Source organism: Paracoccus sulfuroxidans (assembly GCF_007830335.1).
Lineage (GTDB): Bacteria > Pseudomonadota > Alphaproteobacteria > Rhodobacterales > Rhodobacteraceae > Paracoccus > Paracoccus sulfuroxidans.
Genome location: NZ_VLKU01000015.1, coordinates 14,079 through 38,275, shown reverse-complemented (window position 1 = coordinate 38,275; position 24,197 = coordinate 14,079). Strand labels below are relative to the sequence as shown.

At 60.2% G+C, this 24,197-nt stretch carries 25 protein-coding genes and 1 tRNA gene; 8 read left to right on the top strand and 18 right to left on the bottom strand.

From position 1 onward, the window contains the following. Positions 1-64: 64 nt before the first annotated feature. Positions 65-601 (bottom strand): preprotein translocase subunit SecG, encoded by a 537-nt coding sequence (secG, locus tag IQ24_RS18565; RefSeq protein WP_242008336.1) that lies wholly within the window; start codon positions 599-601, stop codon positions 65-67. Between the two features lie 54 nt (positions 602-655). Here secG and IQ24_RS18560 point away from each other — a divergent pair, with 54 nt between their 5' ends. Beyond that, on the top strand, positions 656-2,089 hold the full coding sequence (locus tag IQ24_RS18560) for a cobyric acid synthase (protein ID WP_145399793.1): 1,434 nt from the start codon (positions 656-658) through the stop codon (positions 2,087-2,089). Positions 2,090-2,108: 19 nt separating this feature from the next. On the opposite strand, the gene IQ24_RS18555 is transcribed toward IQ24_RS18560, so the two are convergent. From IQ24_RS18555 to gltX, 3 genes are all read right to left on the bottom strand, one after another. Beyond that, the gene (locus IQ24_RS18555; protein WP_145399888.1) at positions 2,109-2,759 is read right to left on the bottom strand and encodes an SDR family NAD(P)-dependent oxidoreductase; all 651 of its coding nucleotides are present in this window, start codon (positions 2,757-2,759) and stop codon (positions 2,109-2,111) included. A 141-nt stretch (positions 2,760-2,900) separates the two neighbouring features. Continuing rightward, positions 2,901-4,190, bottom strand: a complete 1,290-nt coding sequence (gene gltA / locus IQ24_RS18550) for a citrate synthase (protein ID WP_145399792.1) — start codon at positions 4,188-4,190, stop codon at positions 2,901-2,903. Positions 4,191-4,247: 57 nt separating this feature from the next. Further along, entirely contained in the window at positions 4,248-5,654 is a 1,407-nt protein-coding gene (gene gltX, locus IQ24_RS18545; RefSeq protein WP_145399790.1) for a glutamate--tRNA ligase, read from the bottom strand. A gap of 217 nt (positions 5,655-5,871) precedes the next feature. On the opposite strand from gltX, the gene IQ24_RS18540 reads away from it, so the two are divergent. The 5 genes from IQ24_RS18540 to IQ24_RS18520 all read left to right on the top strand — a co-directional run bounded on the left by IQ24_RS18540 (position 5,872) and on the right by IQ24_RS18520 (position 10,626). Continuing rightward, positions 5,872-8,091: a ComEC/Rec2 family competence protein gene (locus tag IQ24_RS18540; RefSeq protein ID WP_145399789.1), complete on the top strand. Its 2,220-nt coding sequence runs from the start codon at positions 5,872-5,874 to the stop codon at positions 8,089-8,091. Next, on the top strand, positions 8,045-8,623 hold the full coding sequence (locus tag IQ24_RS18535; RefSeq protein WP_158637570.1) for a heme NO-binding domain-containing protein: 579 nt from the start codon (positions 8,045-8,047) through the stop codon (positions 8,621-8,623). The genes IQ24_RS18540 and IQ24_RS18535 overlap by 47 nt, the downstream gene beginning before the upstream one ends. Then, a complete protein-coding gene (locus IQ24_RS18530) occupies positions 8,620-9,618 on the top strand; it encodes a GGDEF domain-containing protein (protein ID WP_145399785.1) in 999 nt (332 codons plus the stop codon). Before IQ24_RS18535 ends, IQ24_RS18530 begins: the two co-directional genes overlap by 4 nt. A 284-nt stretch (positions 9,619-9,902) precedes the next feature. Beyond that, entirely contained in the window at positions 9,903-10,487 is a 585-nt protein-coding gene (gene phaR / locus IQ24_RS18525; RefSeq protein WP_145399886.1) for a polyhydroxyalkanoate synthesis repressor PhaR, read from the top strand. Between the two features lie 49 nt (positions 10,488-10,536). After that, positions 10,537-10,626, top strand: a tRNA-Ser gene (locus IQ24_RS18520). Between the two features lie 472 nt (positions 10,627-11,098). Here IQ24_RS18520 and IQ24_RS18515 read toward each other — a convergent pair. The 14 genes from IQ24_RS18515 to IQ24_RS18455 all read right to left on the bottom strand — a co-directional run bounded on the left by IQ24_RS18515 (position 11,099) and on the right by IQ24_RS18455 (position 23,226). Next, positions 11,099-11,368 carry a hypothetical protein gene (locus tag IQ24_RS18515; protein ID WP_145399688.1) on the bottom strand — a complete coding sequence of 90 codons (270 nt, stop codon included), beginning with the start codon at positions 11,366-11,368 and terminating at the stop codon, positions 11,099-11,101. An 82-nt stretch (positions 11,369-11,450) separates the two neighbouring features. After that, positions 11,451-11,690 (bottom strand): hypothetical protein, encoded by a 240-nt coding sequence (locus IQ24_RS18510; protein ID WP_145399784.1) that lies wholly within the window; start codon positions 11,688-11,690, stop codon positions 11,451-11,453. A 101-nt stretch (positions 11,691-11,791) separates the two neighbouring features. Then, the gene (locus IQ24_RS18505) at positions 11,792-12,127 is read right to left on the bottom strand and encodes a hypothetical protein (RefSeq protein WP_145399782.1); all 336 of its coding nucleotides are present in this window, start codon (positions 12,125-12,127) and stop codon (positions 11,792-11,794) included. 80 nt (positions 12,128-12,207) lie between these two features. After that, positions 12,208-12,714 carry a PLxRFG domain-containing protein gene (locus tag IQ24_RS18500; RefSeq protein WP_145399780.1) on the bottom strand — a complete coding sequence of 169 codons (507 nt, stop codon included), beginning with the start codon at positions 12,712-12,714 and terminating at the stop codon, positions 12,208-12,210. A 92-nt stretch (positions 12,715-12,806) separates the two neighbouring features. After that, positions 12,807-14,333 carry a DndE family protein gene (locus tag IQ24_RS18495; RefSeq protein ID WP_145399779.1) on the bottom strand — a complete coding sequence of 509 codons (1,527 nt, stop codon included), beginning with the start codon at positions 14,331-14,333 and terminating at the stop codon, positions 12,807-12,809. A 3-nt stretch (positions 14,334-14,336) separates the two neighbouring features. After that, positions 14,337-16,328, bottom strand: a complete 1,992-nt coding sequence (dndD, locus tag IQ24_RS18490) for a DNA sulfur modification protein DndD (protein WP_145399777.1) — start codon at positions 16,326-16,328, stop codon at positions 14,337-14,339. Beyond that, positions 16,325-16,963: a ubiquitin family protein gene (locus IQ24_RS18485; protein ID WP_145399776.1), complete on the bottom strand. Its 639-nt coding sequence runs from the start codon at positions 16,961-16,963 to the stop codon at positions 16,325-16,327. Before IQ24_RS18485 ends, dndD begins: the two co-directional genes overlap by 4 nt. Continuing rightward, positions 16,960-17,142 (bottom strand): DNA modification system-associated small protein, encoded by a 183-nt coding sequence (locus IQ24_RS18480; RefSeq protein WP_145399774.1) that lies wholly within the window; start codon positions 17,140-17,142, stop codon positions 16,960-16,962. Before IQ24_RS18480 ends, IQ24_RS18485 begins: the two co-directional genes overlap by 4 nt. Next, positions 17,139-18,332 (bottom strand): restriction endonuclease subunit S, encoded by a 1,194-nt coding sequence (locus IQ24_RS18475; protein ID WP_158637569.1) that lies wholly within the window; start codon positions 18,330-18,332, stop codon positions 17,139-17,141. Before IQ24_RS18475 ends, IQ24_RS18480 begins: the two co-directional genes overlap by 4 nt. A gap of 170 nt (positions 18,333-18,502) precedes the next feature. After that, positions 18,503-19,969 carry an N-6 DNA methylase gene (locus tag IQ24_RS20315; protein ID WP_199756643.1) on the bottom strand — a complete coding sequence of 489 codons (1,467 nt, stop codon included), beginning with the start codon at positions 19,967-19,969 and terminating at the stop codon, positions 18,503-18,505. A 45-nt stretch (positions 19,970-20,014) separates the two neighbouring features. Continuing rightward, positions 20,015-21,301, bottom strand: a complete 1,287-nt coding sequence (locus tag IQ24_RS20310) for a type I restriction enzyme HsdR N-terminal domain-containing protein (RefSeq protein WP_199756642.1) — start codon at positions 21,299-21,301, stop codon at positions 20,015-20,017. Continuing rightward, complete coding sequence (locus IQ24_RS18465; RefSeq protein WP_145399771.1) at positions 21,256-21,453, bottom strand: helix-turn-helix domain-containing protein; 198 nt, start codon at positions 21,451-21,453, stop codon at positions 21,256-21,258. Before IQ24_RS18465 ends, IQ24_RS20310 begins: the two co-directional genes overlap by 46 nt. A 187-nt stretch (positions 21,454-21,640) precedes the next feature. Further along, positions 21,641-22,033, bottom strand: coding sequence for a hypothetical protein (locus tag IQ24_RS18460; RefSeq protein WP_338419483.1), 393 nt, complete (start codon positions 22,031-22,033; stop codon positions 21,641-21,643). Between the two features lie 8 nt (positions 22,034-22,041). Continuing rightward, complete coding sequence (locus tag IQ24_RS18455; protein WP_242008342.1) at positions 22,042-23,226, bottom strand: recombinase family protein; 1,185 nt, start codon at positions 23,224-23,226, stop codon at positions 22,042-22,044. Between IQ24_RS18455 and tnpC the strand changes: the two genes are divergently transcribed. Both tnpC and IQ24_RS18445 read left to right on the top strand, forming a co-directional pair. Continuing rightward, complete coding sequence (gene tnpC / locus IQ24_RS18450) at positions 23,185-23,904, top strand: IS66 family transposase (RefSeq protein ID WP_338419484.1); 720 nt, start codon at positions 23,185-23,187, stop codon at positions 23,902-23,904. The two genes, IQ24_RS18455 and tnpC, sit on opposite strands and share 42 nt — an antisense overlap. A gap of 33 nt (positions 23,905-23,937) precedes the next feature. Next, positions 23,938-24,189 carry a hypothetical protein gene (locus IQ24_RS18445; RefSeq protein ID WP_199756646.1) on the top strand — a complete coding sequence of 84 codons (252 nt, stop codon included), beginning with the start codon at positions 23,938-23,940 and terminating at the stop codon, positions 24,187-24,189. Positions 24,190-24,197 lie beyond the last annotated feature (8 nt).

Sequence of the window (24,197 nt, the reverse complement as noted above, 5' to 3'; positions counted from 1 at the left end):
TCCCGTGGCCGCAACGGACCGCAAGTTGTGGTAAAGGGTGCCGAAGCACCCTCTATGAATGGTATCAGTTGGTGGTGCCCGGCGTGGCTGGTGTCGCCGGAGCAGGCTCGGGCGTCGCGGCTTCGGCAGGAGCTTCAGCCGCAGGGGCCGGAGCCGGGGTTGCCGCAGCGGGTGCTTCAGCCGCAGGGGCTTCAGTCGCGGGCGCGGTTGCGCCGGGCGGCGTGATGGGCGAGCCCGCAGCGGGTGCAGGGGCCGGAGCGGTGGTGCCGGCGCCCGGAGGCGGAGCGTATTCGCCGATGCCCGGCAGGCTTTGCGTGGGTGCGCCGCCAAGGTCCAGCTGGTCGGCGATCGAGCCATTGCTGGAGTTGCGCGCGGCAATGACCGTCAGCGACAGCGAGGTCACAAGGAAGCCCGCAGCCAGCATCCAGGTCAGGCGGGTCATGGCGTTTGCGGCCTGACGACCGGTCATGACGCCACCGCCGCCGCCGCCAATCCCAAGTCCGCCACCCTCGGACCGTTGCAGAAGCACCAGACCGATCAGCAGAACTGCGAGGATCAGATGCACGGTAAGGACGACGTTTTCCACCACGGGGCCTTTCATTCAGCGACGCGCCTATCTAGTCACGCATGAACGGGAAGGCAAGCGGAGGCTTCCATGCGGGCGTTGATGATTCAGGGAACGGGCTCGAATGTGGGCAAGTCGCTGCTGGTGGCGGGCCTGTGCCGCGCCGCGCTGCGGCGGGGGATCAGCGTTGCACCCTTCAAACCGCAGAATATGTCGAACAATGCCGCCGTCACCCCCGAGGGCGGAGAGATCGGCCGCGCGCAGGCCTTGCAGGCCCGCGCCTCGGGGCTGGAGCCTTCGGTTCATATGAACCCGATCCTGCTCAAGCCCGAAACCGACCGCGCCGCGCAGGTCGTCGTACAGGGGCAGGCGCGCATGCGGGCGGCGGCGCGTGACTATGCGGGTCTGAAGCCGCAGCTGATGACGGCGGTGCTGGAGAGCTTCAACCGCCTGCGGCAGGCGCATGATCTGGTGCTGGTCGAGGGTGCGGGCAGTCCCGCCGAGGTCAATCTGCGGCCTCGTGACATTGCGAATATGGGCTTTGCCCGGGCGGCGGATGTGCCGGTGATTCTGGTGGGCGACATCGACCGGGGCGGCGTCATTGCCCAGCTGGTCGGCACGCAGTCGGTCATCGATCCGGAAGATGCCGCGATGATAAAGGGGTTCATCGTCAACCGCTTCCGGGGCGATCCTGCGCTGTTTGATGAGGGCCGCCAGATCATCACGGCGCGCACGGGCTGGCCGGATCTGGGGCTGGTGCCGTGGTTTTCCGACGCCGCCCGCCTTCCGGCCGAGGATGCTGTCGATCTGCGCCGCAGCCGGGGCGAAGGCCGCCTGCACATCGCTTGTCCCATGCTGTTGCGAATCGCCAATTTCGACGATCTCGACCCGCTGGCGACCGAGCCGGGCGTGCGGCTGACGATGGTGCCGCCGGGGCAGCCTCTGCCGGGGGATGCCGATGTGGTGATCCTGCCGGGGTCGAAGTCGACGCGGGGCGATCTGGCCTTCCTGCGCGCGCAGGGCTGGGACATCGACCTTGCGGCGCATCTGCGACGCGGCGGCCATGTGCTGGGGATCTGCGGCGGCTACCAGCTTTTGGGGCGGCGAATCCTTGACCCCGAAGGCCATGACGGGCTGGCCGGAGAGGATGAGGCGCTTGGGCTTCTGGATGTCGAGACGCAGATGGCGGGCGAAAAGCGTACCGTGCGGATTGCGGGCGAGGCTCTGGGCCAGCCCATCGACGGGTATGAGATCCATATGGGCCGCACCTCGGGGCCCGATTGCCGGCGCCCCTTCGCCCATCTGCCGGGGCCTGAAGGCGCGATCAGCGCCGATGGCCGGGTGGCGGGCACCTATCTGCACGGCCTCTTCTCATCGGACGGGTTTCGCGCTGCATGGCTTGCGCAATTCGGGGCTGTCTCGGCGCTGAGCTATGGCGCGGATGTCGAGGCGGTGCTGGACCGGCTGGCCGAACACCTTGAAGCGCATGTCGACATCGACCGGCTGCTGACGCTGGCGCGCTGAAGCAAAGGGGTGCGCGGGCCTAGAGGCCCGCGATCTCGGACAGGATGCGCTCGGCCTCGGTCTTGCAGGGCGACAGCTTCTCGCGATCCTCGCCGGGGAAGAAGCGGGCGCGGGTGGCGGTCGGCATGGGCTCGGGCGTGGCAATGACGACGCGGGGGCCGATGCTTTCGCTTTCGGCCTGCCAGCTGCGGGCCAGCAGGATCTGCGCCGCCTTGGTCGCGCCGTAACTGCCGAAGAACTTCTGCCCGGCACGGGGATCGTCCAGAAACAGCGCCGTGCCGTCACGGCCGCGCAGCAAGGGCTCGATCAGCCCGATCAAGCCGCGCGTCGTCACCAGGTTCAGGTCGACCGATTTCTGGAAATCCTTGGCGTCGATATGCGGAACCGGCGACAGGGGGGCTGCATGGATCGCCGTATGCGCCCAAAGATCGACGCCGCCCCACCGCTCGCCCACGGCCTTGACCATCTGGACCATCGCCTCGGGGTTCGAGACATCCATCGGCACCAGCGTGGCCGAGCCGCCCGCCGCGCGGATGCGGTCATCGAGTTCCTCCAGCGCGCCGGTCGTGCGGGCGACCGCCAGAATATGCCAGCCGCGCGCCGCAAGCGCCTCGGCCAATGCGGCACCAAGGCCGCGTGAAGCGCCCGTGATCAGCGCGATTTTGTTCATCTCTGTCATGAGCCCGCTTTCGCACCCCTGTCGCAGTCGCGCAAGCCCGCTCAAGCAGATCGGGCCGCGTCAGGATGTCCTGCGCATATGAAAACGGCCCCGGAAACGGATCCGGGGCCGTGTCTGCCATTCGGTCGCGTCTTAGCGGGACTTCAGGTCCACATAGTCGCGACGGTCTGCGCCGACGTAAAGCTGGCGCGGACGACCGATCTTGTTTTGCGGATCGGCGATCATCTCTTTCCACTGGGCGATCCAGCCCACGGTACGCGAGATCGCGAAGATCGGCGTGAACATCGAGGTCGGGAAGCCCATCGCCTCAAGGATGATGCCCGAATAGAAGTCGACGTTCGGGTAAAGCTTCTTCTCGATGAAATAGGGATCTTCCAGCGCGATCTTCTCCAGCTCCTTGGCAACCTGAAGGGTCGGGTTGTTGTGGAAGCCCAGCAGGTCCAGCACCTCGTCCGCCGATTCCTTCATGACCTTCGCGCGCGGGTCGAAGTTCTTGTAGACGCGGTGACCGAAGCCCATCAGCTTGAAGGGATCGTTCTTGTCCTTCGCCTTCGCGATATATTCGGGAATGCGGTCGACGCTGCCGATCTGGCGCAGCATCTCCAGCGCCGCCTGGTTGGCGCCGCCATGGGCCGGACCCCAAAGACAGGCGATGCCCGCCGCGATACAGGCAAACGGGTTCGCCCCGGACGAACCGGCCAGACGCACGGTCGAGGTCGAGGCGTTCTGCTCGTGATCCGCATGCAGCATCATGATGCGGTCCATGGCTTTCGCCAGCGCCGGGTTGACGGTGTATTTCTCGGCCGGTACCGAGAAGCACATCTTCAGGAAGTTCGACGCGTAATCGAGTTCGTTGTCCGGATACACGAAGGGCTGGCCGATCGAGTATTTATAGGCCATCGCGGCGATGGTCGGCATCTTTGCGATCAGGCGGATCGAGGCGACCTCGCGCTGGACGGGGTCATTGATGTCGACGCTGTCGTGATAGAAGGCCGACATGGCGCCGACGACGCCGACCATGGTTGCCATCGGGTGCGCATCGCGACGGAAGCCGCGATAGAAGTTGTGCATCTGTTCATGCACCATCGTGTGACGGGTCACACGGGCGTCGAAATCGGCCATCTGCGCGGGGTTGGGCAGTTCGCCGTAAAGCAGCAGATAGCAGGTCTCGAGATAGTTCGATTTCGCCGCCAGCTGCTCGATCGGGTAGCCGCGATACCACAGCTCGCCCTGATCACCGTCAATATAGGTGATGGTCGAGTCGCAGGATGCGGTCGACGTGAAGCCGGGGTCATAGGTAAACACACCTGCCTGGCCGTACAGTTTGCGGATATCCAGAACATCCGGGCCAGCAGTCGGGGTAAGGATCGGCAGATCGACGTCCTGCCCGTTTACACTCAGCTTTGCAGATTTATCTGCCATACGGTGTTTCCTTTCACCTGTCTTCGACCCTGATGGCCGAAGGATGGGTACGGGCGGTCAGCCCGCCTGATCATGCAGCCGGGCCAACGCTTCTTCGCGGCCAAGTGCCAACATCATATCGAACACGCTGGGGGTGGAACTGCGGCCCGCCAGCGCCGCGCGAAGAGGCGCTGCGACCTTGCCCAGACCCAACCCGTGCGACTCGCCAATCTGCTTGGCCGCAGCCTCTAGTTCGTCGCGATTCCAACTATCATTCTGCAATGCAGCAGTCAATTCAGATAGTATACCACGGGATACTGAATCGAGTGAGGCTGCCGCTTTCTCCTCGATCTGCACCGGACGTTCGATCAGCGCGAAGTGGGCCTGCTCCAGCAGCGCGGGCAGGGTCTTGGCCTTCGCCTTCAGCACCGAAAGCGCGGATTCGATGCGCGAACGCTGGATATCCGTCAGCGGTGCGGCCCCGGTTTCGGCCAGAAACGCGTCCAGTTCCTGCATCAGGGGACCGTCCTGCATCTGGGCGATGTGGTGGCCGCTGACATGCTCGAGCTTCTTGAAATCCAGCCGGGCAGGGGCCTTGCCGATGCCGGGCAGGTCGAACCATTCCAGGGCCTGCGCATCGTCAAACAGCTCATCATCTCCATGCGACCAGCCCAGCCGGGCCAAATAGTTCCGCATTGCCGAGGCCGGGTAGCCCATCGAGGCATATTCCTGCAATCCGACAGCACCGTGACGCTTCGACAGTTTCTTCCCGTCCGGTCCGTGGATCAGCGGGATATGGGCAAAGACCGGGATCTCCCAGCCCATGGCAGCAAAGATCTGGATCTGGCGGGCGGCGTTCGTCAGGTGATCGTCGCCCCGGATGATATGGGTCACGCCCATGTCGTGATCGTCGACGACGACCGCGTGCATATAAGTGGGCGTCCCGTCCGAACGCAGCAGCACCATATCGTCCAGCTGGTCGTTCCCGAAGGTGACATCGCCCTGCACGGCATCATGCACGACCGTCTGGCCGTCGCGCGGCGCTTTCAGGCGGATCACATAGGGCGCATCCGGATAGGTCGCGGGATCGGCGTCGCGCCAGGGGCTCTGGAACAGCGTGCTGCGGTTTTCAGCGCGCGCGGCCTCGCGGAACGCCTCGATTTCCTCGGGCGTCGAGAAGCATTTATAGGCCGTGCCATTCGCCAGCATCTCGCGCGCAACCTCGGCATGGCGGTCCTTGCGGGCGAACTGGCTGACCGGCTCTCCGTCCCAGTCAAGGCCCAGCCAGGTCAGGCCCTTCAGGATGGCCTCGGTCGCCTCGGGGGTCGAGCGGGCGCGGTCGGTATCCTCGATCCGCAGCAGGAATTTCCCGCCGCGGCCACGGGCATAGAGCCAGTTGAAAAGCGCCGTCCGTGCCCCGCCAATATGCAGGTATCCGGTCGGAGAAGGGGCGAAACGGGTCACGACGGGACGAGATTCGGTCATGCTATCCTGAGGGCTTCGATTTTTAAGGACGTGGAGGGCCGCGTTAATCCTTTGGAAAGGAGAACGTGCCAAATTCCAGCGCATATCTATTCAAGGCGCAGCGAAAGGACAAGTTTCCGTGACGGCACCCGCGGCGAGATCCCGTGCTGGCGGCCTGCAGGGCGCGATTTCCCGCAGCCGATCGGCGGCGCGGTCGCCGGTTGCGCGGCGCTCGGGGATGTTGCCCTGGGTGCCGTTCTGGATGGCGCTTGGAATCGGTGGCTGGCTGTCGCTGAAGGAAGAGCCGGGGCTGGTCTTCTATATGGCTGTCGCCGCCTTCGCGGTGGCGGTGCTGGCCGTCGTCATCCGTGCGCCCCGCTGGGCCGAGCGGGGCCGGATCGGCTGGGACCACGCCGACTGGCTGCGGCTTTGCGGCATGGCGCTGGCCTTGATCGCCGGGGGCGTTCTGCTGATCGGCGGGCGCGCCCATCTGGTCGCGGCCCCGGTGCTGGAGTTTCGCTATTACGGCCCCATCGAGGGGCGGGTCGTGGGCATCGACCGCTCGTCCCGGGACCGGATGCGGCTGCTGCTGGATCAGGTCGTCCTGCGCGACATGGCTCCGGCGCGGACGCCCCGGAAGGTCCAGATCTCGCTTCTGCAAGAGGATGAACTGCCCCAACCCGGCCAAAGGGTGATGCTGACCGGCCATCTTGGCCCGCCCGGCGGCCCGTCCGAGCCGGGCGGTTTCGACTTTCGCCGCAGCGCCTGGTTTCGCGGCCTCGGCGCCATCGGCTATTCGCGCAACCCGGTGATGACGGTGGCAGCGCCCGAGGAAGGCGGCGTCCTCTCGCTTCACCGTTTGCGCATGCAGATGTCGCAGGCCATGCAGGATCAGATCGGCGGGCAAAGCGGCGCGGTGGCCTCGGCGCTGATGACGGGCGACCGCTCGGGCATCATCGAGAGCACCAATGACGTGATGCGCGCCTCGAACCTTTACCACATCATCTCGATCTCGGGCCTGCATATGAGCATGCTCGCGGGGTTCATCTATGCGGGTCTGCGGCTAGTGGCCGTGCTGGCGCAACTGGTGCTGCCGGTCTCGGGCTGGCCCGTCCACAAGATCGCGGCGGGCGGGGCGATCCTCGCCTCGGCGGCCTATCTGTGGCTCTCGGGTGGCGGGGTCGCGACCGAGCGGTCCTTCATCATGGTGGCCATCATGCTCTGCGCGGTGCTTTGCGACCGGCGCGCGATCTCGCTGCGGACGGTCTCGGTCGCGGCGGTCTGCATCCTGGCCTATGCGCCCGAGGCGCTGGTCGATGCCGGTTTCCAGATGAGTTTTGCCGCGACGGTCGGCCTGATTCTGGCCGCTGGTCCCTGGACCGCGACCAGCCAGCGCCTGCACTGGCTGCTGCGGCCGGTGGCCATGCTGGTGATGTCGTCCTTCGTGGCGGGCATGGTGACCTCGCCCATCGCGGCGGCACATTTCGGGCGCATGTCCCAATATGGGCTGCTGGCGAACATGCTGGTCGTGCCGGTCATGGGGGCCATCGTGATGCCTGCGGGCGTCATCGCCGCGCTGCTGGCGCCGATCGGGCTGGCCGGTATTCCGCTGCGGGTGATGGGGATGGGCACCGACTGGATGTTGATGATCGCCGCATGGGTCGCCTCGCTGGGCGGTTCGGTAACCCTGATCGCGGCACCGCCTCCGGTGGTTCTGCCGCTGATGGGGGCAGGGGGGATGCTGCTGGCGCTGACGCCGCTGGGGCGCGCACATCTGGCCTCGGTGCTAGCGCGTTGCAGGTTGGGTCTGGCCGTGGCGCTTCTGGCGGGGGCGGCGGTGGTCTGGACCATGGCGAACCGCCCGCTTGTCCTCATTTCGGCCGAGGGGGACGCGGTTGGCGTGATGACGCCTGAGGGGCGAGCGCCTTCGAAGGCCCGAGGGGGCAGCTATGCGGTGACGAACTGGCTGGAAGCGGACGGAGACGGCGCCGATCAGCAGACAGCGGCACTGCGTCCCGCCTGGACCGGAGCGGCCAATCTGCGTGAGGTCGAACTTGAGATCGGGGGGCAGAAGCTGCGCATTCTTCACGCCACCGGCCGCGCTGCCGATCCCGCGAAGCTTCCCTGTGATCGCGGTATGATCGTCGTGGCCAACAAGCCCCTGACCGGGCTTTCCGGCGAATGCACGGTGCTTGATCCACCCGGCCTGCGCCAAAGCGGCGCGCAATCTGTGGTCGCTGCTGCGGACGGAACGCGGCTGCGCAGTCAGCGAGACGTGGGCGGCCAGCGCCTGTGGGCTGCGCCAGCGAAAAAGCGCGCTGTAATTAAAGAAAAATCTTCGGACATGGTGGTCGCGAATCCGACCGCAACACGCTATTCAAGGCTGAGTTCATCGGATGCCAGAGGCCGGGATGCAATCGCTGATCAATCGCGCGCTGGAGGGGTTCTTGCGCGATAGCTATGGCGACGAGATCTGGGGCGATATCGCCCTGAAAGCGGCCATAGACCCGCTGGCCTTCATCAGCAGCAACCGTCCCCGCAGCCGAGAGACGCGGCGGGTCGCGCAATGCGCCTCGCGCAGGCTGCACAAACCGCTCAGCGAATTACTCGAGGATCTGGGCGGCTGGCTGGTCCGGCTTGAGCCTATCCGGCGCCTGCTGCGGTTCAGCGGATCGGATTATGGCGAGTTCGTCCTGTCCCTGAATGAGCTGCACGGCCGCGCCAAGATGATCCTTCCCGCGCTGAATATTCCGGCCATCCGCGTCCTGCGGCAGGGGCATGGCTGGTATCGGATCGACACCGAAAGCCTGCCCGCAGGCTGGGGCCATGTGCTCAGCGGTGCCTTGCGCGGCATGGCGGATGACTATGGTGCGCTGGCGCTGATCGGCCATGAGGCGGGTGGGATCGACTTGCGGATCGCGCTGATCGACCATGGATCCAACCGGCCGTTTCACCTCTCCTACGCCTGGCCAAGGGCGATCGGGACATGAGGGTGCCATTGCCCGATGTCGAATTCGGGGCTCTGACCGTTCTCTTGCCCATGCATCTTGCTCTGGATGAGGGCGGTGCAATCCTTTCGGCGGGGCTAACTCTGCGCAAACTCATCGGCACGGCCGAGCATTTTGAAGACGCCTTCACCATCACCGGGAACGACGCCGATCCTGGGCAATTCCCGGTCGATCTGATCCATCTTCGTAGGGGGCAGCGTGTGTTCCTGCGCCTCAACAAACAGCCAGACACCGTCCTGCGCGGGCATGGCGTGAGTCTAGGCAATCGGATGTGCCTTCTCAACCTTGGATTTGGGGTTGGGCTGGCAGATGCGGTTGGCAGTTTTGGTTTGACGGACGCGGATTTTGCCCCCTCGGAACTAGCTATGGAGCTTCTTTTCCTGTTCGAGGCGAACCGCGCCGCGATGGGAGAACTCGTCCGGGTCAATACGCGTCTGGAATGCGCGCGCCGCGTCGCTCAGGCGCATGCGATGGCCGATCCTCTGACCGGGCTTCTGAACCGCCGTGGCATGGAACTGGCGCTCGAGCAGGTCTCGAACCAAGGCTCGAAAGTGCCCTATGTGGTGGCGCAGATCGATCTTGACGGCTTCAAGCAGATCAACGACCGGCTGGGCCACGCCTTCGGCGACCAGATCCTGCAGGCCGTTGCCGAGGCATTGCGGCGCGAAACACGGGCCGGCGACTCGGTCGCGCGTTTCGGTGGGGATGAGTTCGTGATCCTTTTCCCCTTGCCGCCCGCGACGCATGAGTTGGGCCAGCTTGGTCGAAGACTGATCGACGGCATCGAAAAGATGACCGCTGCCAGTCCTTACCGCGCCCGGATCTCGGCCAGCATCGGCTTCAGCGATTCGCGCAATTATGCTCAGCCCGGCGTCGCAGGAATGCTGGAGGATGCGGACCGCGCGCTCTATCAAGCAAAACGCAGCGGCAAGGCGCGAGCGAGCGTCTGGCGACCCGACATGGATTCCGAGCGGTGACATCGAAGGTAGAGCCGCCATCTCGGACGGGGCAAGGCTGCTACCGGCATGCAAGGCGATTTCGCTTCGCCGTCTCACGCTTCCGGATCTGGTTCTTCTGCCTATCAGGCAGCCGTAGATTTTCAGCCGGCAATCGGTAGCCCTTGGAAGAGGGGCGCAAGAACTGCTCCATGCCCGATCCGGCTGCTGACATCTCGCGGCCTGACGTGATGATGCAGCGGATTTTCTTTGCAATTCTGCGACGGTTTTCCCATCATGCTGCATATGCATTGCCCGGAGGAGCCATGGCTGACGCCGAAAACACGTCCCCCCTTCTCATCAAGCGCTACGCCAGCCGTCGCCTCTACAACACCGAGACGAGCGATTACGTCACGCTTGAAGACATCGCTGGCTTCATTCGCGCAGGCCGTCAGGTCAAGATCGTCGATCTCAAATCCGGTGATGACCTGACCCGGCAGTACCTGCTCCAGATCATTGCCGAGCATGAGGGCAGGGGAGAGAACGTCCTGCCGATCGAGGTGCTGACCGATCTTGTCCGCAGCTATACCACACAGGCGCAATCCGTCGTGCCGCAGTTCCTGGCCGCCAGTTTCGAGATGCTGCGCGACGGTCAGTCGAAGCTGATGGAAAATCTGTCGACCTTTCCGAATCCTATGTCGTCGATGCCTGGCTTCGAGGCGCTTCAGCGTCAGCAGCAGATGTTTCTCAAGGCAATGACCAGCGGCTGGCCAAGCGCAGGCAGCAGTGGGCCCGAGCGCGAGAGCGACGACGGAAGCACCACTCCACCCAAGTCCGCCAAGGACAGCGGCGACATGGACGAAATCCGCAAACAGCTGGCAGAGCTGCAGAAACGTATTTCTAAACTTTGACAAAAGCCCGTCTTGCGCCCCCCTGTCGGGCGCGCTAGACGAACCCGACGGACAGTTGGCCGAGTGGTCGAAGGCGCACGCCTGGAAAGTGTGTAGGCGGGGAACCGTCTCGAGGGTTCGAATCCCTCACTGTCCGCCACTATTACTAGCGCTGCACGCAAAATCAATGACTTAGCGCAAGGCCGTGACCCGAATTGTGCCCCGAAATGTGACCCAATTCACATCGTTCCGGCATGGCTCTCGATAGCACGGAATCAGACCGCTGCCAGCTGTAAAGGGCTGTGCCATGTCTGATCCGACAGCTTTGATTTCAGCGTGTTGCGGGTCGCTAGCTTTGCGACAAAAGTGCACTAGCTTTGCGACGGAAATTTTTTCGTCCCTGTCAGGATTAGGGGCTTCTCGGATTTCCTAGCGTGCTGACGGATGGCTTCATCAGCTCTTTGGCTAGGTCGATTTCAGACGCGTAGAGCCCTTTGTGTTGCGGGTCGCTAGCTTCCGCACAAAAGTGCACTAGCTTCCGCACAGAAATTTTTCCGTCCCTGTCAGGATTGGCCCCCGAGCAAGTTTCCTAACAGGTCCAGCGGGACGCGGTTCATCGCTCCCGCCGCCGGTCACGGCACCACCCCCAGAAGATGCTTCATCAGGCGCATGCGGGTCAGGTCATCGGGCACTGACAGATAGGCCAGCCCGCCGTGGATGGTGAAGTTGCCTGCGGTGACCTCGAGCGCGTTGTCATTCCACCACACGTTGACCCCCAGCCGGGTGGTCGGAAGCGCCCTCTCGCCCTTCGGCTGGAAGCCCTGCAGCCAAGGGTAGGGGTCATCAAGGTTCAGGAACCGGGTCCGAGTGCCCCTCGGGCCGATGTATCCCTCGACCCACATGGGGTTGGATCAGGCGCGCCAGCCGAGATAGGGCCGAGCGGGGGCCAGCCCGACCAGATCGGATCATAACCGTTCAGCAGCATCAGCCGAACGCCTCGAACACTGCGACGCCGCCAAGCGCCTCCGCAGCCTTGATATGGCCCGCATCGCCAGCCTTGAGGCGAAGGGCTTTGCCCACCGGAAGGATAAATCCACCCGAGGGCGCGGCCTTGAACGTGATGCGGATGGGAGCAACCTGACAGATCAGGTTTACCGGCCCTGTCGGGACCGGAAGCGGCTTCCAGTTGCGGGAATCGGCAACGGTATCAGGAATGTCGGGCATAGGATCACCATGGGTTTGAAACCAGGGCGCACGTCCTATGCAGCCATGTCGGCACCATACCAGCGCCGACACTCAATATCTAGCGGGCTCGAAGCCTCAGATCACAAGCGAAGATGAGGCGCGCAGAGCGTTAAGATTTCCTCGCCGTATTCGATGGTGGCGGCCTCAGCGCCGCGCTCGGAACGCTCGACAGGTTTGCGAAAAGCGTTGAAAACGATCTGCTTGAGAAAGTCGATTTCATGCGGTTCGCCGCCGACCTCCTGCATCGCGTTCACGGCGGTTTGCAAAACCTCGCGTTGAGGAACGCCCAACTGACGCATTTCCATCGCATATTTCGCCGCCTCCTGCCATTCGGTGCAGCTTTTGACCGCTTGCGCATGCGCGATCGAGGGCAGCGCCAGACATGCGGCGACGATCGAGAGAACCAGCGTTTTCATGGGCGGCATCCAGTTTGAGGGGCTTTTTATGACGCTACATCAGAAGCCTGCGCCAATCCATACCGGCGCAGGTTACATTTTTAGTTGTAGACCATGGGCGCGCGCTCGGCGCGCAGGCGGTCATTCAGCTTCGGGTTCAGGGCAACGCCGAACTCGTTGCGCTGGCTGGCCCGGTTCCGCGACTGAACGGATTGCCTGATGCTCGCGGTCGTGATCGGGTATTCCGGCCATTCACGGTTGAATGCCCGAATCTTGTCGACCGATGCCGGCGAAATGGGCTTGCCAGCCCGCATCGCATCCCCGACCTCGCGCATGATGTCCTTCCGGCGATCTGTGATGCGCTTCTCTTTCAGCTTGAGGCGGTTGTTCACCGCGTAGCGTTCCGCGACCTCGGCAGGGGTGAAGCCCACCGTTGTCGTCAGCACCTGCCATGGGTTCACCGATTCCAGCAGATCATCGCCGTAATAGGTGGTGACGCCATCTGTCGCGTACCTGCCGCCCTTCATCGCGTTGCCGATGAATTTGGGCACCATCCTCTCGGCACCTCGGTACGCTTGCCCGTCCGCGATCATGGACGCGCCGGTCATATGCACCCGAATGGTACTGGCGTCTAACCACGCATCCTGCGGGTTGACCCCTTCCTCGGTTACGGAGGGATAGAAGCAACGGTCAGTCCGAGTCAGTATGTCTTGTAAAAGGCCTCGGCCTCGAACTTCACAAACTCCTCGGTCTTGTCGGTGCTTCGACTCACCACCTGCCAAGGCTCTAGCCTAGCGATTTCAGTTTGAAGGTCTTTTGCTGTTTTGTTGCTACACCCAAGAATCTTTTGCACAGAATTGGCACTCACACCCTCGCATTGAAAAATATAGGCGAACTCAAGAAGTTCTTGAAAATTGAAGAATTCTTGCTGGTAATCGTTCGGCGATTGGCTTGCGAAAAAAACCACAACCCCCTTCGAGCGACCCTCGCGAATAATTCTCTGAAGGAAAATGTTCTTTTGACTCAAGTAATTATGCGCCTCATCAATGACCAAGATACTCCGAATAGTTCGCCTCCCATCGATGACTGGACTGTCCGGCATGTGCGCCATCTCTTTGTACAATCTTTCAATGACAAGATACGCCACTAGTTCCTTCAGGACTGGCATAGCATGTACATCAATTATCAGAGTGCGATTGGAAATTCTCTCAATTGGAGGGGATTCGCTTCCGTGCTTCCAAAAGAGGTCGAAGTCGGAAAGATCACGCAGCACCTCAATGAGGCTGTCATCTTTCTTGCTATCTTCTTCATAGGCAGCAACTGCAATCTCTAGAATGTCCTGAAAGTCGGGATATGGAGCCGAGGACCCTGCGCGCTTCGCGTATCCAGCCCTAATGGCCTCAGTCAGCGCCCCTTTCTGAACGACACCTAGCTTAGCGTTAATTGAGGCAAAGCTTTCGGCCTTTTCCCGCGCAGAAATGTTTATATTTTGATCGTCATACGAAGGCAGAACGAACGGATTTATTGGCAGGCTTTGACCCGTCTGCAAAAGTCGATATGGCTGAACCTTTGCAATGCTCGCAAAGTTTTCGTTATCAACCACGTCACCCTTGTAATCAAAGTAGATAAAGTTGGTTTGGAAATTCGACTGGATACGAATATCAGCCAGCAGCTTTAAAAGAAATTGTGTCTTTCCTACGCCAGGCTTGCCCATGATCGCCAAGTGTGAGTTGGCATGTCGCGACGTGTTGTTCAGTTCCATCACCAACTCGTTTCGCTGCAAGAGCGTGCGCCCAATAAATATTTCCAGTCCGTGCCCAAAATTCTCCCTGCGACCTGAGAATTCCACCTTCTCTACAAGAGCGGAGATGAGGCCATCGCCGCTGCGCCCGCACGACTGAAACAGGTCGTTTAACAGAGATGCTCCGTGGTCGATGTGGTTCTTCGTGAGAGCGCGATTGGAAAACAGTTCATCTTCACTGAGATCGGGCTTTTTGTAAGTGTATGATAGAAGCGCCCGTACAAACGCTTCATCATCAGCAAAAAAAGTTGGCCTTTTCATCTCGCCGCCACTGAAATTTGGGCTCGATGGAACATCCTTGCCGATCTTTGCAACCGACAGCGCAAATGCCATTCTGGCAAGGGTTACCTTCTCCAGTTTTGTCTCGAACCGGAGGGCGCTCAAAATTTCATCAGCCTCACTTGAGGTATAGAGTCGATCAGCCACGGACTATCTCTCCCAAAAGTACCCGGATCTAAAGGTAGTAAGCTCTTGCCTTTGGTCGAAGTCGAGGCAGCCCGCACCACTCAGGTGGGGCTCAAGGCTCCTGTAGTAATTCGTGTCGATCTCCGTGTCAGTTGAGAGAATAACGACCTGATCGCCTGCATTCGGGAAATAGTGGTTCACAATGTTGTCGCGGTGCGTGCTATCCAAACGGGAAAGCGGCGTGTCAATGATTATTGGTAATTTGAGCTGACTCGTCTGAGCGAGCCCCCATAAAAGGGAAACAGCAAAAACTTCTTTCTCGCCCGCAGACAGTCCAGACTTTTTTATCTCATGCCCATTCCGATCGCGTATGCGAACTTCGTAAGTTTTGTCGTCAATGGTCAGGTCCTTGATCAATCCGCTTCGGCTCGATAGAAGCCGATACATCTCGAAAGTCTTTTCCTGGAGAAGATGCACCTTGTTTTTTCGCAGACGAACCATGAACTGGTTGAGCACACTCGCAATGGAGTCGCACTCCTGAATGTACTCCGCCTTCTCCTTTGAGACGTTGTGCTTCTCGTAGAGCTTCTCGATCTCAATCTCTATGTCGCGAATTCGTTTCTCAAGCGCGATGATCTCTTCCTCTAGGATGCGTAGCTGTTCCGTTTTTCGACCAATCTGAGTTGAACAGCTTTCCATCTCTCCCTGCAGCTGCTCAAATAGTTCCCGCTCAGACTCGGTCATTGCTCCGAGGGCACTCTTGCTTTCAAGCGTTCGCACTTGAGATTCGAGCTGCCTCTTTTCTTCAATGAGAGGCTGAATGAGGAAGACTTCGCTTCGCTCGAGGTTTTCCATTTGATTAAGTACGCGCGCCACGTCGCGGTCTGAAAGGTCGAGAATCTTTGTTACATCACCCCTACCATCTCCTTCTTTCAGCAAACGAACTATGCGGCTCTCTAACTCTATCATTTTTTCCGGAGAGAGCTGCTCTCGGTAGATCGGTTCCGGCTCCTCGACGACACGAACGAGTCGCTTAGCCAATTCAGCAGCGTTCTCCTTGATGGCTGCTCCAGTCGCGGACTCGCGTTCCTTGTCGATTTGCTGCCGGAGTCCATCGAACAACTTTCCAGCGAGGGAGAAGGGAAGAGACTTCTCGCACAGAGCTCGGATTTCATTTTCGACTTGAGTGAGGCGGTTCGTCGCCTGGATCCGCCGCTTCTCTTGTTCCCGCATGGCGTCGCGGGTCTCGGGTTCGCTTTGGAAGGTAAATTTGAAGCGCTTCTTTGCGTCGGAGAGTTGCTCCTTAAAGCCCGCAAGTTCACCTTGTAGGTCGGCGCGCTCGTTGTTTTTCCGCGTGAGCTTGCTCTTTTCCTTCTTCAACTCGCTCTGCTTGAATTCAAGATCCTCGTCGGAAATCTCGACGAACCCCTTGCGCTCCTCCTGCTTGATGTACGCAAGGTCAGACGCCAGTCGGTTTATGTTCTGAATGCCCAACGCCGCCTCGAGGGACGACTTCAGGCGGACTTCCGAATGGTCGTCCGCTGCGATCTCTTGAATCTTTTCACCGTCGAAAAAGAAAAACTGGGTGATCCCCGGCGGGATAGCAGCGCGGATGAAGTCCTGCCAGATTTCCTGGTTCTGGACTGACACGCGCTTGCCGTCTCGAACAACGACCAATCGTTCGCTCAGATCCTTGGGCCTTGGGTCGACGACGGCACCGGCGCTCCAGGACCGTTTGACGATCAGCTCGGATCCTTCGTCCATTTCCATGACCAGCTCGAAAACGACGTTTGCGTTCCCCTTAGCCTTTTCCCGGCGATTGATGTTGCGAAAGATCGTGTCCGCTTTCGCGCCATAGAGGCAGAAGTTGATGGCCTCCATGATCGAGGTCTTTCCGGCCCCGTTCATCCCGCCGATCAGGAAGATGCTGCGCCCCTCGCCATCTGACGGAAAGGGGATCTCGGTCGCGAACTGAAAGGACTTGTAGTTCTCGATGGTCAGCTTGACGAATCTCATGCGTGGTCCTCACTCAGCTCCCAGCTACCTCGGGGCGAACCCGTCTTGAGAACGCCATCCTTGGTCATCTGGTAGCGTTCCCAGCAGGCGTTGTTCTGCCAGGCGTGGTCCCTCGTCGTCTCGCGCCATTCCATGTCGCCGGGCAGCAGTTTGCCCTGCAGCTTTTCCTCCATGTACTGCAGCACGTCGTTCTTGTGGCAGGATCCACCGTGGTGCCGGAGTGCTTCCACGATCAGCTCGCGGAGTGTGGAATTGGGCGTTTTCGGAGAGCGCGAGCGCTTCGCGCGCGGCTTCTTCGTCGTATCACCTTCCGAAGTGCGGCCGAGACGGGCCGTCAGGCCCTTCAGCAGCTCCTCCAGTTCGTCGGTGAGGTGATTGAGGACCTGCACGGCTTCGGCATTGACACCGAGGGCGGCGGCAAGCCGTGTCTTCTCGGCCCGCAGCGCGTCCGGTACCGCGACGCCGATCTTGTCGAGCTTGTTGATCGCCTTCGCGATCTCGCGCAGCTGCGCCTCCATGGCGGCGGTGTCGTCGGCTTCCGTCCCGGCGTCCAGGCGTTCGATGACCTCTTGGCAGAGCTCCAGCAACAGGCTCGGGTCCTTCACATAGCGATCGACCTCGGACCCGTCCGTCATGGCGCACTCCCGGACGACGACTTAAGGATCTCGCGCAGCGCGTCATACACCCCGGTGCGGCGCTCCTTGAATTCATAGTCGCGGACGGTGTCGAGCAGCTTGACCACCTTGTCCGGGTTGACCCCGTGCTGTTCGCACAGTTCCTCGAGCAGGCGTTTGTCTTCCGTCGAGAGGTTCATGCCGCCACTGCCTCCTCGATCAACTGTTCGACGCGTGCCTTGGCTTGCTCGAGAAGCCGGGCCGACTCCCTCTGCTGGGCGAGGCTCTCACGAACCAGGTCTCCGATTTCCCGCTGCTTTTCGCTGGGCAGCAAGGGCACGACGAACTTGTCGATGTCCGCAGGATAGAGCTCGGCCTGGGCGCTGCCGCGCGCGTGTTTCTGGGTCTGGAACTGACCGATGACGGACTGAAAGACCATCGCCATGTAGGCGTGGTCGATATCGGGAGAGAGGCGCAGGATGTTGACGTGATTGCTGGCGAATGCCGGCGTATCGTCCAGATAGACGTTCGTGCGGCCGATGTACGCGCCGGTGGTGTAGATCAGCAGGTCGTCCTTCCGGATGTGCGCTTCCGGTGCAGCATTGAACAGCTTCTCAGTCGTCCGCTGCAGGCCATCGTAGTTGATGTGTTTCGGGCCGAGGTGCTGGCTGTTGACGACCGCATGAGTCCCGTCTTCGACATAGACGGGTTGGATGCCTCGGCGATTAAGGCGCCGAACGTCCCGAACGCGTCGTGTGGGGAATCTCGAGAGATGCGAAGTTAGCTCGGCGAACCTCGGCTGGTAGTGTTGCGCATCGGATCGAAGCGATAACTCAAGCGCGCTAAAAGTCGTGGTGTAACCGACTGGCCTTTCGAATTTCAAAGCTTGCAGTTCCAACTCAGAAACCAACAAATCGTGGGCTTGTTGGAAAAGAACTCCGCTGGCCCTCAAGGCGGCATAAGCAGTCTCCACAAGCCTCGATACTTCTTTTTGACAACCCCAATCCAAGATCGGGACTTTAAAGTGCTCGAGTATAGTGAGATTCACATGCCCTTGTACGCCACCGCTAGCAAATCTCACCAGTTGCGTTGAACCCAGGCGCGAGTTCATAAATGCCACAAGAAAGAGAGGATCAATCCCCTTTAGGTCGTCAATGTCGACGATAATGATATCTGCAGAATTTATGATCTCTTCTTCGAGATATATTGATGCTGAGCCAAATGATCCGCTTCGCGCGATTAGAATATCGCCTCTTCTTATTTTGGATTTTTCAAGCCTTGAGTGGAACTCGGGCGTTATTCTAATCGAATGATTTAGATCGAGAAAAAATTCTTTTACGTTCTGCGTCTGCAATATTAATATGCCATCATCGCGATAGTGCTTAACCATCGAACCAACATGGCCAACATCAATTCTCTTTGCTATTTGGTGCAGTGCTAAATTTGGGATTTTCGATAGGGTCCGGTCACTCGAAATGAACTCAGGTCGAAAATACTCTGCGTCGAGCCGCCCAAAGTTCTTTGATATTTCGGAATGAGACGTGTTACTCCAAACTGCCATTACTCAGCACTCCAGAAATGTAGACCCTGATCGCGGGCAAAGCGGACAAACGCCTCAGCCACACAAAGTTCGTCATCTGGAATGTTGGCGACATCAGCCAGATCACTCGCCGTCAGGTCATAGTTCACAAGGTCCTGGTCAATCTTGGGTTGGCCGCTTGCGTCCTCGATCATGTGCCCTTCGGCATCCAGCATGAACTCATAGTCGCCAGAGTTGTTCTTGCCGCCCCGCTCGCTAACCGCCATGAAGATCGGATAATCCAGCCGCTTGGCCACCTCGGCGGCGATCCATCGCTCCTTCAGCGTGCCGATCAGGTCGTCGTCGCCCAGCACCAGCTCCAGCTTACCCCGGCTTGTCAGGAGCTTCAGGTCACGCTCCGCCTCGGGGATCGCCTTTTCCAGCCGCTTGATCTCCGCCTTCAGCCGCTTCGCGGTCTCCTTTTGCTTTGCCTTGAGGGCCTTCACGGCCTCCTTGTGCTCGGTCTTGATCGTTTTCAGATGCGCGGAAAGCTCGCGCGCGGTTCCGGCGAACGTGTCGCCAATCGCATCGATCTCGGTCTTCTGCTGCCATTCCAGCGCCTCGACGTCGCTGTCGAGGTCGATGAGCTTCTGCTTCACACCGACCAGCTCGCTCCTAAGCGTGTCGACCTTGTCCTCCGCCGCGGCGATCCGGTCCTCCTCGCTGGGCGGCTCGGGGGTCTCCTCGCCATCTTCGCCTTCGCCATCCTCGGCGGCAGGTTCATCAAGCTCCGGCTCGCTGAATGTCTCACTGATCAGATCGGCCACGGCGTCGGGGATCGCGTCTTCAGGCACATCCCCTTTGTGCGCGTCCAGCAGAGCTTCGATTTCAGTTTCGTACGCCGGGCAGTCCTTCGCCACGTCGTCGTGGACGCGGGCGATGTCGGCGAGCTGCTCGTCCGTGTACTTCTGGATGAACAGGACCGACGTCTTGGTCCCGGTGTGCGGCTTGAAGGTGTTCGGGTGCAGCCCGACGACAGCCAGCAGGCGCGCCTTCTTCAGGATCCACTCGCGGATGAAGGCCAGCGAGGAGTTGTTGAACTTGCCCTGGGGCAGAACGATCGCGGCACGACCGCCCGGGCGCAGCATCTTCAGGATGCGCTCGATGAAGAGCACGTCGCGCTCTTCCTTGGCGGCTTTGTCGGACCCGGCCCGCTTCAGAGCGGGCTTGGCTAGCTCGTAGCGCGCCAGCATCTTGCGGTCCTTCATCTCCCCCGCGAACGGGGGATTGGCCAGGACCACGTCAAACTTCAGCTCGTCGAAATACTCCCACGCTCGGTCATCGTCCTTGAGCGTCTCCTGCTCGGGAATTTTGGCGGCCGTCAACTTCGCCTGCCTCAGGCCATGCATGAGCGCCTGTCCCGAGCTGTTCTCGTACCAGGTTCGCGGGTCAAGGCTGCTGACGTCCGGTCCGAAGATGTTGGTATGTCCGTCGCCGGCAATCAGCATCAGCGCGCGGGACGTCTTGGCTGCGCGGGCTTCGAAGTCGATGCCTCAGAGATATTTCGCAGCGTATTTATGCTTGCGAAGCTCCCGCTTGTCGTTGTCATCCGCCGGGTAGCACCACTCCATCGCATGCAGAAGAAAGCCGCCCGACCCACAGGACGGGTCCATGACGTACTCTTTCTGCGTGGGGTTCAGCATCCGAACGCACATTTCGACGACGTGCCGCGGCGTAAAAAACTGCCCCTTCTTCTTCTTCGCCTCCGTTGGCAATAGATACTCGAAGGCATCGTCCATGATCCGGAGATTCGAGCCCATCAGCCGGACGCCCTCGATCGGGCCGACACACACTTGCAGATGGCGCTTCGCCAGTTCGATATCTTCGTTCTCCTTGAAGATACCAGGCCACTCCTCACAAGCCTTTTTGAACAGGCCATTGATCCGATCGAAGGTGATGTCCGGATCGAGCGCCTTGCTGAACTCCACGGTCTTGTCCCTGCGGTTCTCCAGCGCTTCTTTTTCGTCCCAGATCTTGGCAAATATCAGTTTGAATATCTCATTGAACTCGTCCTTGCCGCTGTCGGCCAGAACCAGCTCCTCAAGGTCCTGGATGATCTTCTTGAAGTTAAAATCTCGCTTTAGCTGAAGAAGCGTTTTCTTTGCCTCAAGAACATCCTTGGGCTCTTGGCCCCGCTTTGGAATATCGAAAAGCGTGTCATCGAAGTTCTTCGGATAAGGACGATATAGAATTATGCTGTCGCTGCCATTGGACCAAACGGCAACGGGTGCTCCCTTGGCATTCATATAGCTCTTCAGCTGCTCGATGCCGTCTTTGCGCTTCGGCTTCTTGCATTCAACAATGATCTTCGGGGTATCCTTGGCATTGTCAGTGTAGACGATAATGTCTGCCGCCTTCGTGCCCACCTCCACTCCGAACTGGACGCTGGCCTCAAGATCAATCTCGTCTTTCTTGTATCCGTATTGGTTTATGAGCTTATAAACCCATAATTGGCGGATTATTTCCTCGGGAGCGGACTTTCCACCCTCAACAAAGACCTGCACTTCTTCATTTCCAGATGAGAATGGAATAAAGCTCTTCAAGAAATACTTTACCTTTCCGGCATCCCGACCGGTAGAGGTGGTTTTTGGATATATTGATACGATTTCGTGAACTGGTTTTCCCAAGTTTTCGAACTCAGTAAGCTCGTAGACTGTACTCGGATCCTTGAATATGTGATCGATTATTTCTTTGGTATTCAACGTATCATGTTCCATGTCGACATTTGCGTAATTCATGTGTCCGACCCTGCTTTTCCACTCGCGTTCGATTTCATCCACTGGTCGATTTCTTCGCGATTGAACCGCCACTGGTTGCCGATCTTGGAAGCAGGCAGCTCGCCGCGTTGAGCCATTCCGTACAGCTTGGTCCGGCTCAACTTTAGGTAGGAGGCGAGCTCATCAATGGTCAGCCATTTGTCGGATGCGTCCATACGGTCACCATTGATGGAGTGGAAAAACGGTGTTGTTTGATAAGATTAGACAACAGATGTCATCGAAGGGCAAGCGGTCGATTGATGCGAGAGCTCAACACGGCCGCTGCCTGTAGATAACCGGGGACCTGGAGCTGGTCGTGCTGGTCGTGCTCATCGACCAGGTGGACCCATCGGCCTGCGACACTTAGCCGGTGATGCAGTATCGTGTTTCTTGCACGTCCCACTCGGCAGGGACGTGCCTTAAGAGATCAGCCAAGGTCACGGTGTGTGACAGGCGGCCATCCAAGATGGTATCGACCATAGCGGGCGAGAGAAGACTTAGGCGCATCACCCGTGTCATGTATGTTGGTGCAATATTTTCTCGGTTTGCGAGCTCGGACATGGTGGTGAACTGACCGCTTTCGAGCATGCGCTGCCACCGAAAGGCGCGCGCTAGTGCCTTAACCAGTGCAGCGTTGGGTTTTCGTGGTAGCGGCGCTCCATCAGGCATGTTGCTCGGCCACACCATTTCCTTACGGCCGCCGCGCTTTATGACACGGAACGGAACGTGGATCGTCACGGTCTCGGGGATCGTCATCCCGCGGGTCATGCGGCTTCTCCGATGCTGCCAGACAGCATCTCACGCGCGAGCCCTCCAAGGCCGTCCATACGAAGGCGGACGTTGAGCCCATCCGTGCCGATGTCCACGCGCTCGACCAGCAGCGCCACGATGCGTTCCTGTTCGGCGGGGAAAAGTTCGTCCCACAGCGGGTCGAGCTGCTGAAGCGCTGCCCGTGTGTCAGCCTCGGTGATCTCCTCGTCCTGTGTTCGACCCGCTCTCAACGTGCCCGCCACGATTTCGGGCTGGCGAAAGACGGCGCGAAGCTGGTCGATCACCGCCGCCTCGATATCGCCCGCGGGCACGCGGCCGACCGGGCACGATCCAGCACCATGTTTCAGCACCGTCTGGCTGACATAATAACGGTATAGCCTGTTACCCTTGCGGGTGTGGGTTGGCGAGAAGGCGGCGCCATCGGGACCGAAGAGTAGCCCCTTCAGCAGCGCGGGCGTGTCAGCGCGGGTTCGAGCAGCGCGCTTCCGGGGACTCTCCTGCAGGATGGCGTGGACACGGTCCCACGTCTCGCGGTCGATGATCGCGTCGTGCTCGCCGGGATAACTGTCGCCCTTGTGGACCGCCTCACCGATGTAGGCGCGGTTGCTGAGCATCCGGTAGATGTATTTCTTGTCGATTCGGTTGCCGCGCGGCGTCCGAATTCCGCGCGCGCCAACCTCCCGCGCCAGTTCCGTGCAGGACCCGATCTCGATGAAGCGGGCGAAGATCCAGCGCACATGCACGGCGGTTTCTTCGTCGACCACCAGCTTCCGGTTCTCGACCCGATAGCCGTAGGGCGGCACCCCGCCCATCCACATGCCCTTCTTCCGACTGGCGGCGACCTTGTCGCGGATGCGTTCGGCTGTCACCTCCCGCTCGAACTGGGCGAAGCTGAGCAGGATGTTCAGCGTCAGCCGCCCCATGGAAGTGGTGGTGTTGAAGGACTGCGTGACCGAAACGAAAGTCACGCCGTTCCGGTCGAACACCTCGACCAGCTTGGCGAAGTCGGCGAGCGAGCGCGACAGGCGGTCGATCTTGTAGACCACCACCACGTCGACCAGCCCGTCCTCGATGTCTTCAAGCAGCCGCTTAAGTCCGGGCCATTCCAGCGTGCCGCCGGAGATGCCGCCGTCGTCATACTGATCGCGGACCAGCACCCAGGCCGGGGCCAAGAGCATCCGCTGAAATTCCTTGCCGGATACCGCGGTCGGTTCCTGCAATGCGATGCCTATCAGGCTTACAACGCGATGCCCGAGATCCCGCGCGACAGCGGCCCGTGGCAGTTGGTCTATTGCTGGACCCACGTCCGCCGTCGCTTCGTGAAGCGCTTCGAGAACGACCGCTCACCCATTGCCCAGGAGATGCTGCGCCAGATTGCGCTGCTCTATCAGGTCGAAAAGATGGTTCGGGGCAAGGAGCCTGCGCTACGTCTGACCGCGCGGCGTGAGCACGCCGCCCCGATCATCGCAGCACTCAAACCGTGGCTGGAGGCCAAGCTCTCCCACATTCCGCAGAAGTCCCAACTCGCCGAGGATATTCGCTACACGCTGGCACATTGGTCCGGCCTGATCCGCTTCCTCGACGATGGCACGCTCGAACTGGACACCAACCCTGTTGAAAATCAGATCCGCCCCATAGCCCTTACCAGAAAGAACGCACTTTTTGCCGGCAATGAGATCGGCGCCGAAAACTGGGCGATGCTGGCCTCGCTGATCGCCACCTGCAAGATGTCCGGCGTGAACCCGGTCGACTATATCGCCAACACGCTTCGCTCTATCCTCGACGGCCATCCAAAGTCCCGGATCGAGGACCTCATGCCTTGGCGTTTCAATCAGCCGTCAAGCCTCGCAGCGTAGGGTAACGAGGTCGCGCTTACGAGAAGGCTAATGATGTCCAACGCCGGATGCTGGAAGCGGCAGGTCGCCGTCCTCGCGATCGCGACGAGCTTGCTGAGCGGCTGCGCGACGGTCGCTTCTGAGCCCGGCATCGCGACCGTCTGCCCGCCCGTGTTAGAGTATCCCAACGATGTCCAAGCGCGCGCGGCTGAGGAACTCGGGTTACTTCCAGAGATGTCCGCCATCGTCGAGATGCTCGCCGACTACGGCGTCATCAGGGACCAAGCCAGAGCATGCACACTCTGATCGCAAGC

Bases quoted from the DNA above. Each gene is read 5' to 3' on its own strand.
- IQ24_RS20315 (WP_199756643.1), bottom strand. From the start codon at position 19,969: ATGCTGATTGCCGGCGACGGACATACCAACATCTTCGGACCGGACGTC.
- IQ24_RS18535 (WP_158637570.1), top strand. From the start codon at position 8,045: ATGCAATCGCTGATCAATCGCGCGCTGGAGGGGTTCTTGCGCGATAGC.
- dndD (WP_145399777.1), bottom strand. From the start codon at position 16,328: ATGAGATTCGTCAAGCTGACCATCGAGAACTACAAGTCCTTTCAGTTC.
- IQ24_RS18485 (WP_145399776.1), bottom strand. From the start codon at position 16,963: ATGACGGACGGGTCCGAGGTCGATCGCTATGTGAAGGACCCGAGCCTG.
- IQ24_RS18480 (WP_145399774.1), bottom strand. From the start codon at position 17,142: ATGAACCTCTCGACGGAAGACAAACGCCTGCTCGAGGAACTGTGCGAA.
- IQ24_RS18465 (WP_145399771.1), bottom strand. From the start codon at position 21,453: ATGGACGCATCCGACAAATGGCTGACCATTGATGAGCTCGCCTCCTAC.
- IQ24_RS18560 (WP_145399793.1), top strand. From the start codon at position 656: ATGCGGGCGTTGATGATTCAGGGAACGGGCTCGAATGTGGGCAAGTCG.
- gltA (WP_145399792.1), bottom strand. From the start codon at position 4,190: ATGGCAGATAAATCTGCAAAGCTGAGTGTAAACGGGCAGGACGTCGAT.
- secG (WP_242008336.1), bottom strand. From the start codon at position 601: ATGAAAGGCCCCGTGGTGGAAAACGTCGTCCTTACCGTGCATCTGATC.
- phaR (WP_145399886.1), top strand. From the start codon at position 9,903: ATGGCTGACGCCGAAAACACGTCCCCCCTTCTCATCAAGCGCTACGCC.
- IQ24_RS18510 (WP_145399784.1), bottom strand. From the start codon at position 11,690: ATGCCCGACATTCCTGATACCGTTGCCGATTCCCGCAACTGGAAGCCG.
- IQ24_RS18460 (WP_338419483.1), bottom strand. From the start codon at position 22,033: ATGACGATCCCCGAGACCGTGACGATCCACGTTCCGTTCCGTGTCATA.
- IQ24_RS18475 (WP_158637569.1), bottom strand. From the start codon at position 18,332: ATGGTTAAGCACTATCGCGATGATGGCATATTAATATTGCAGACGCAG.
- IQ24_RS18445 (WP_199756646.1), top strand. From the start codon at position 23,938: ATGTCCAACGCCGGATGCTGGAAGCGGCAGGTCGCCGTCCTCGCGATC.
- IQ24_RS18530 (WP_145399785.1), top strand. From the start codon at position 8,620: ATGAGGGTGCCATTGCCCGATGTCGAATTCGGGGCTCTGACCGTTCTC.
- IQ24_RS18505 (WP_145399782.1), bottom strand. From the start codon at position 12,127: ATGAAAACGCTGGTTCTCTCGATCGTCGCCGCATGTCTGGCGCTGCCC.
- IQ24_RS18540 (WP_145399789.1), top strand. From the start codon at position 5,872: ATGTTGCCCTGGGTGCCGTTCTGGATGGCGCTTGGAATCGGTGGCTGG.
- IQ24_RS18455 (WP_242008342.1), bottom strand. From the start codon at position 23,226: ATGCTCTTGGCCCCGGCCTGGGTGCTGGTCCGCGATCAGTATGACGAC.
- IQ24_RS18515 (WP_145399688.1), bottom strand. From the start codon at position 11,368: ATGTGGGTCGAGGGATACATCGGCCCGAGGGGCACTCGGACCCGGTTC.
- gltX (WP_145399790.1), bottom strand. From the start codon at position 5,654: ATGACCGAATCTCGTCCCGTCGTGACCCGTTTCGCCCCTTCTCCGACC.
- IQ24_RS18555 (WP_145399888.1), bottom strand. From the start codon at position 2,759: ATGAACAAAATCGCGCTGATCACGGGCGCTTCACGCGGCCTTGGTGCC.
- IQ24_RS18500 (WP_145399780.1), bottom strand. From the start codon at position 12,714: ATGACCGGCGCGTCCATGATCGCGGACGGGCAAGCGTACCGAGGTGCC.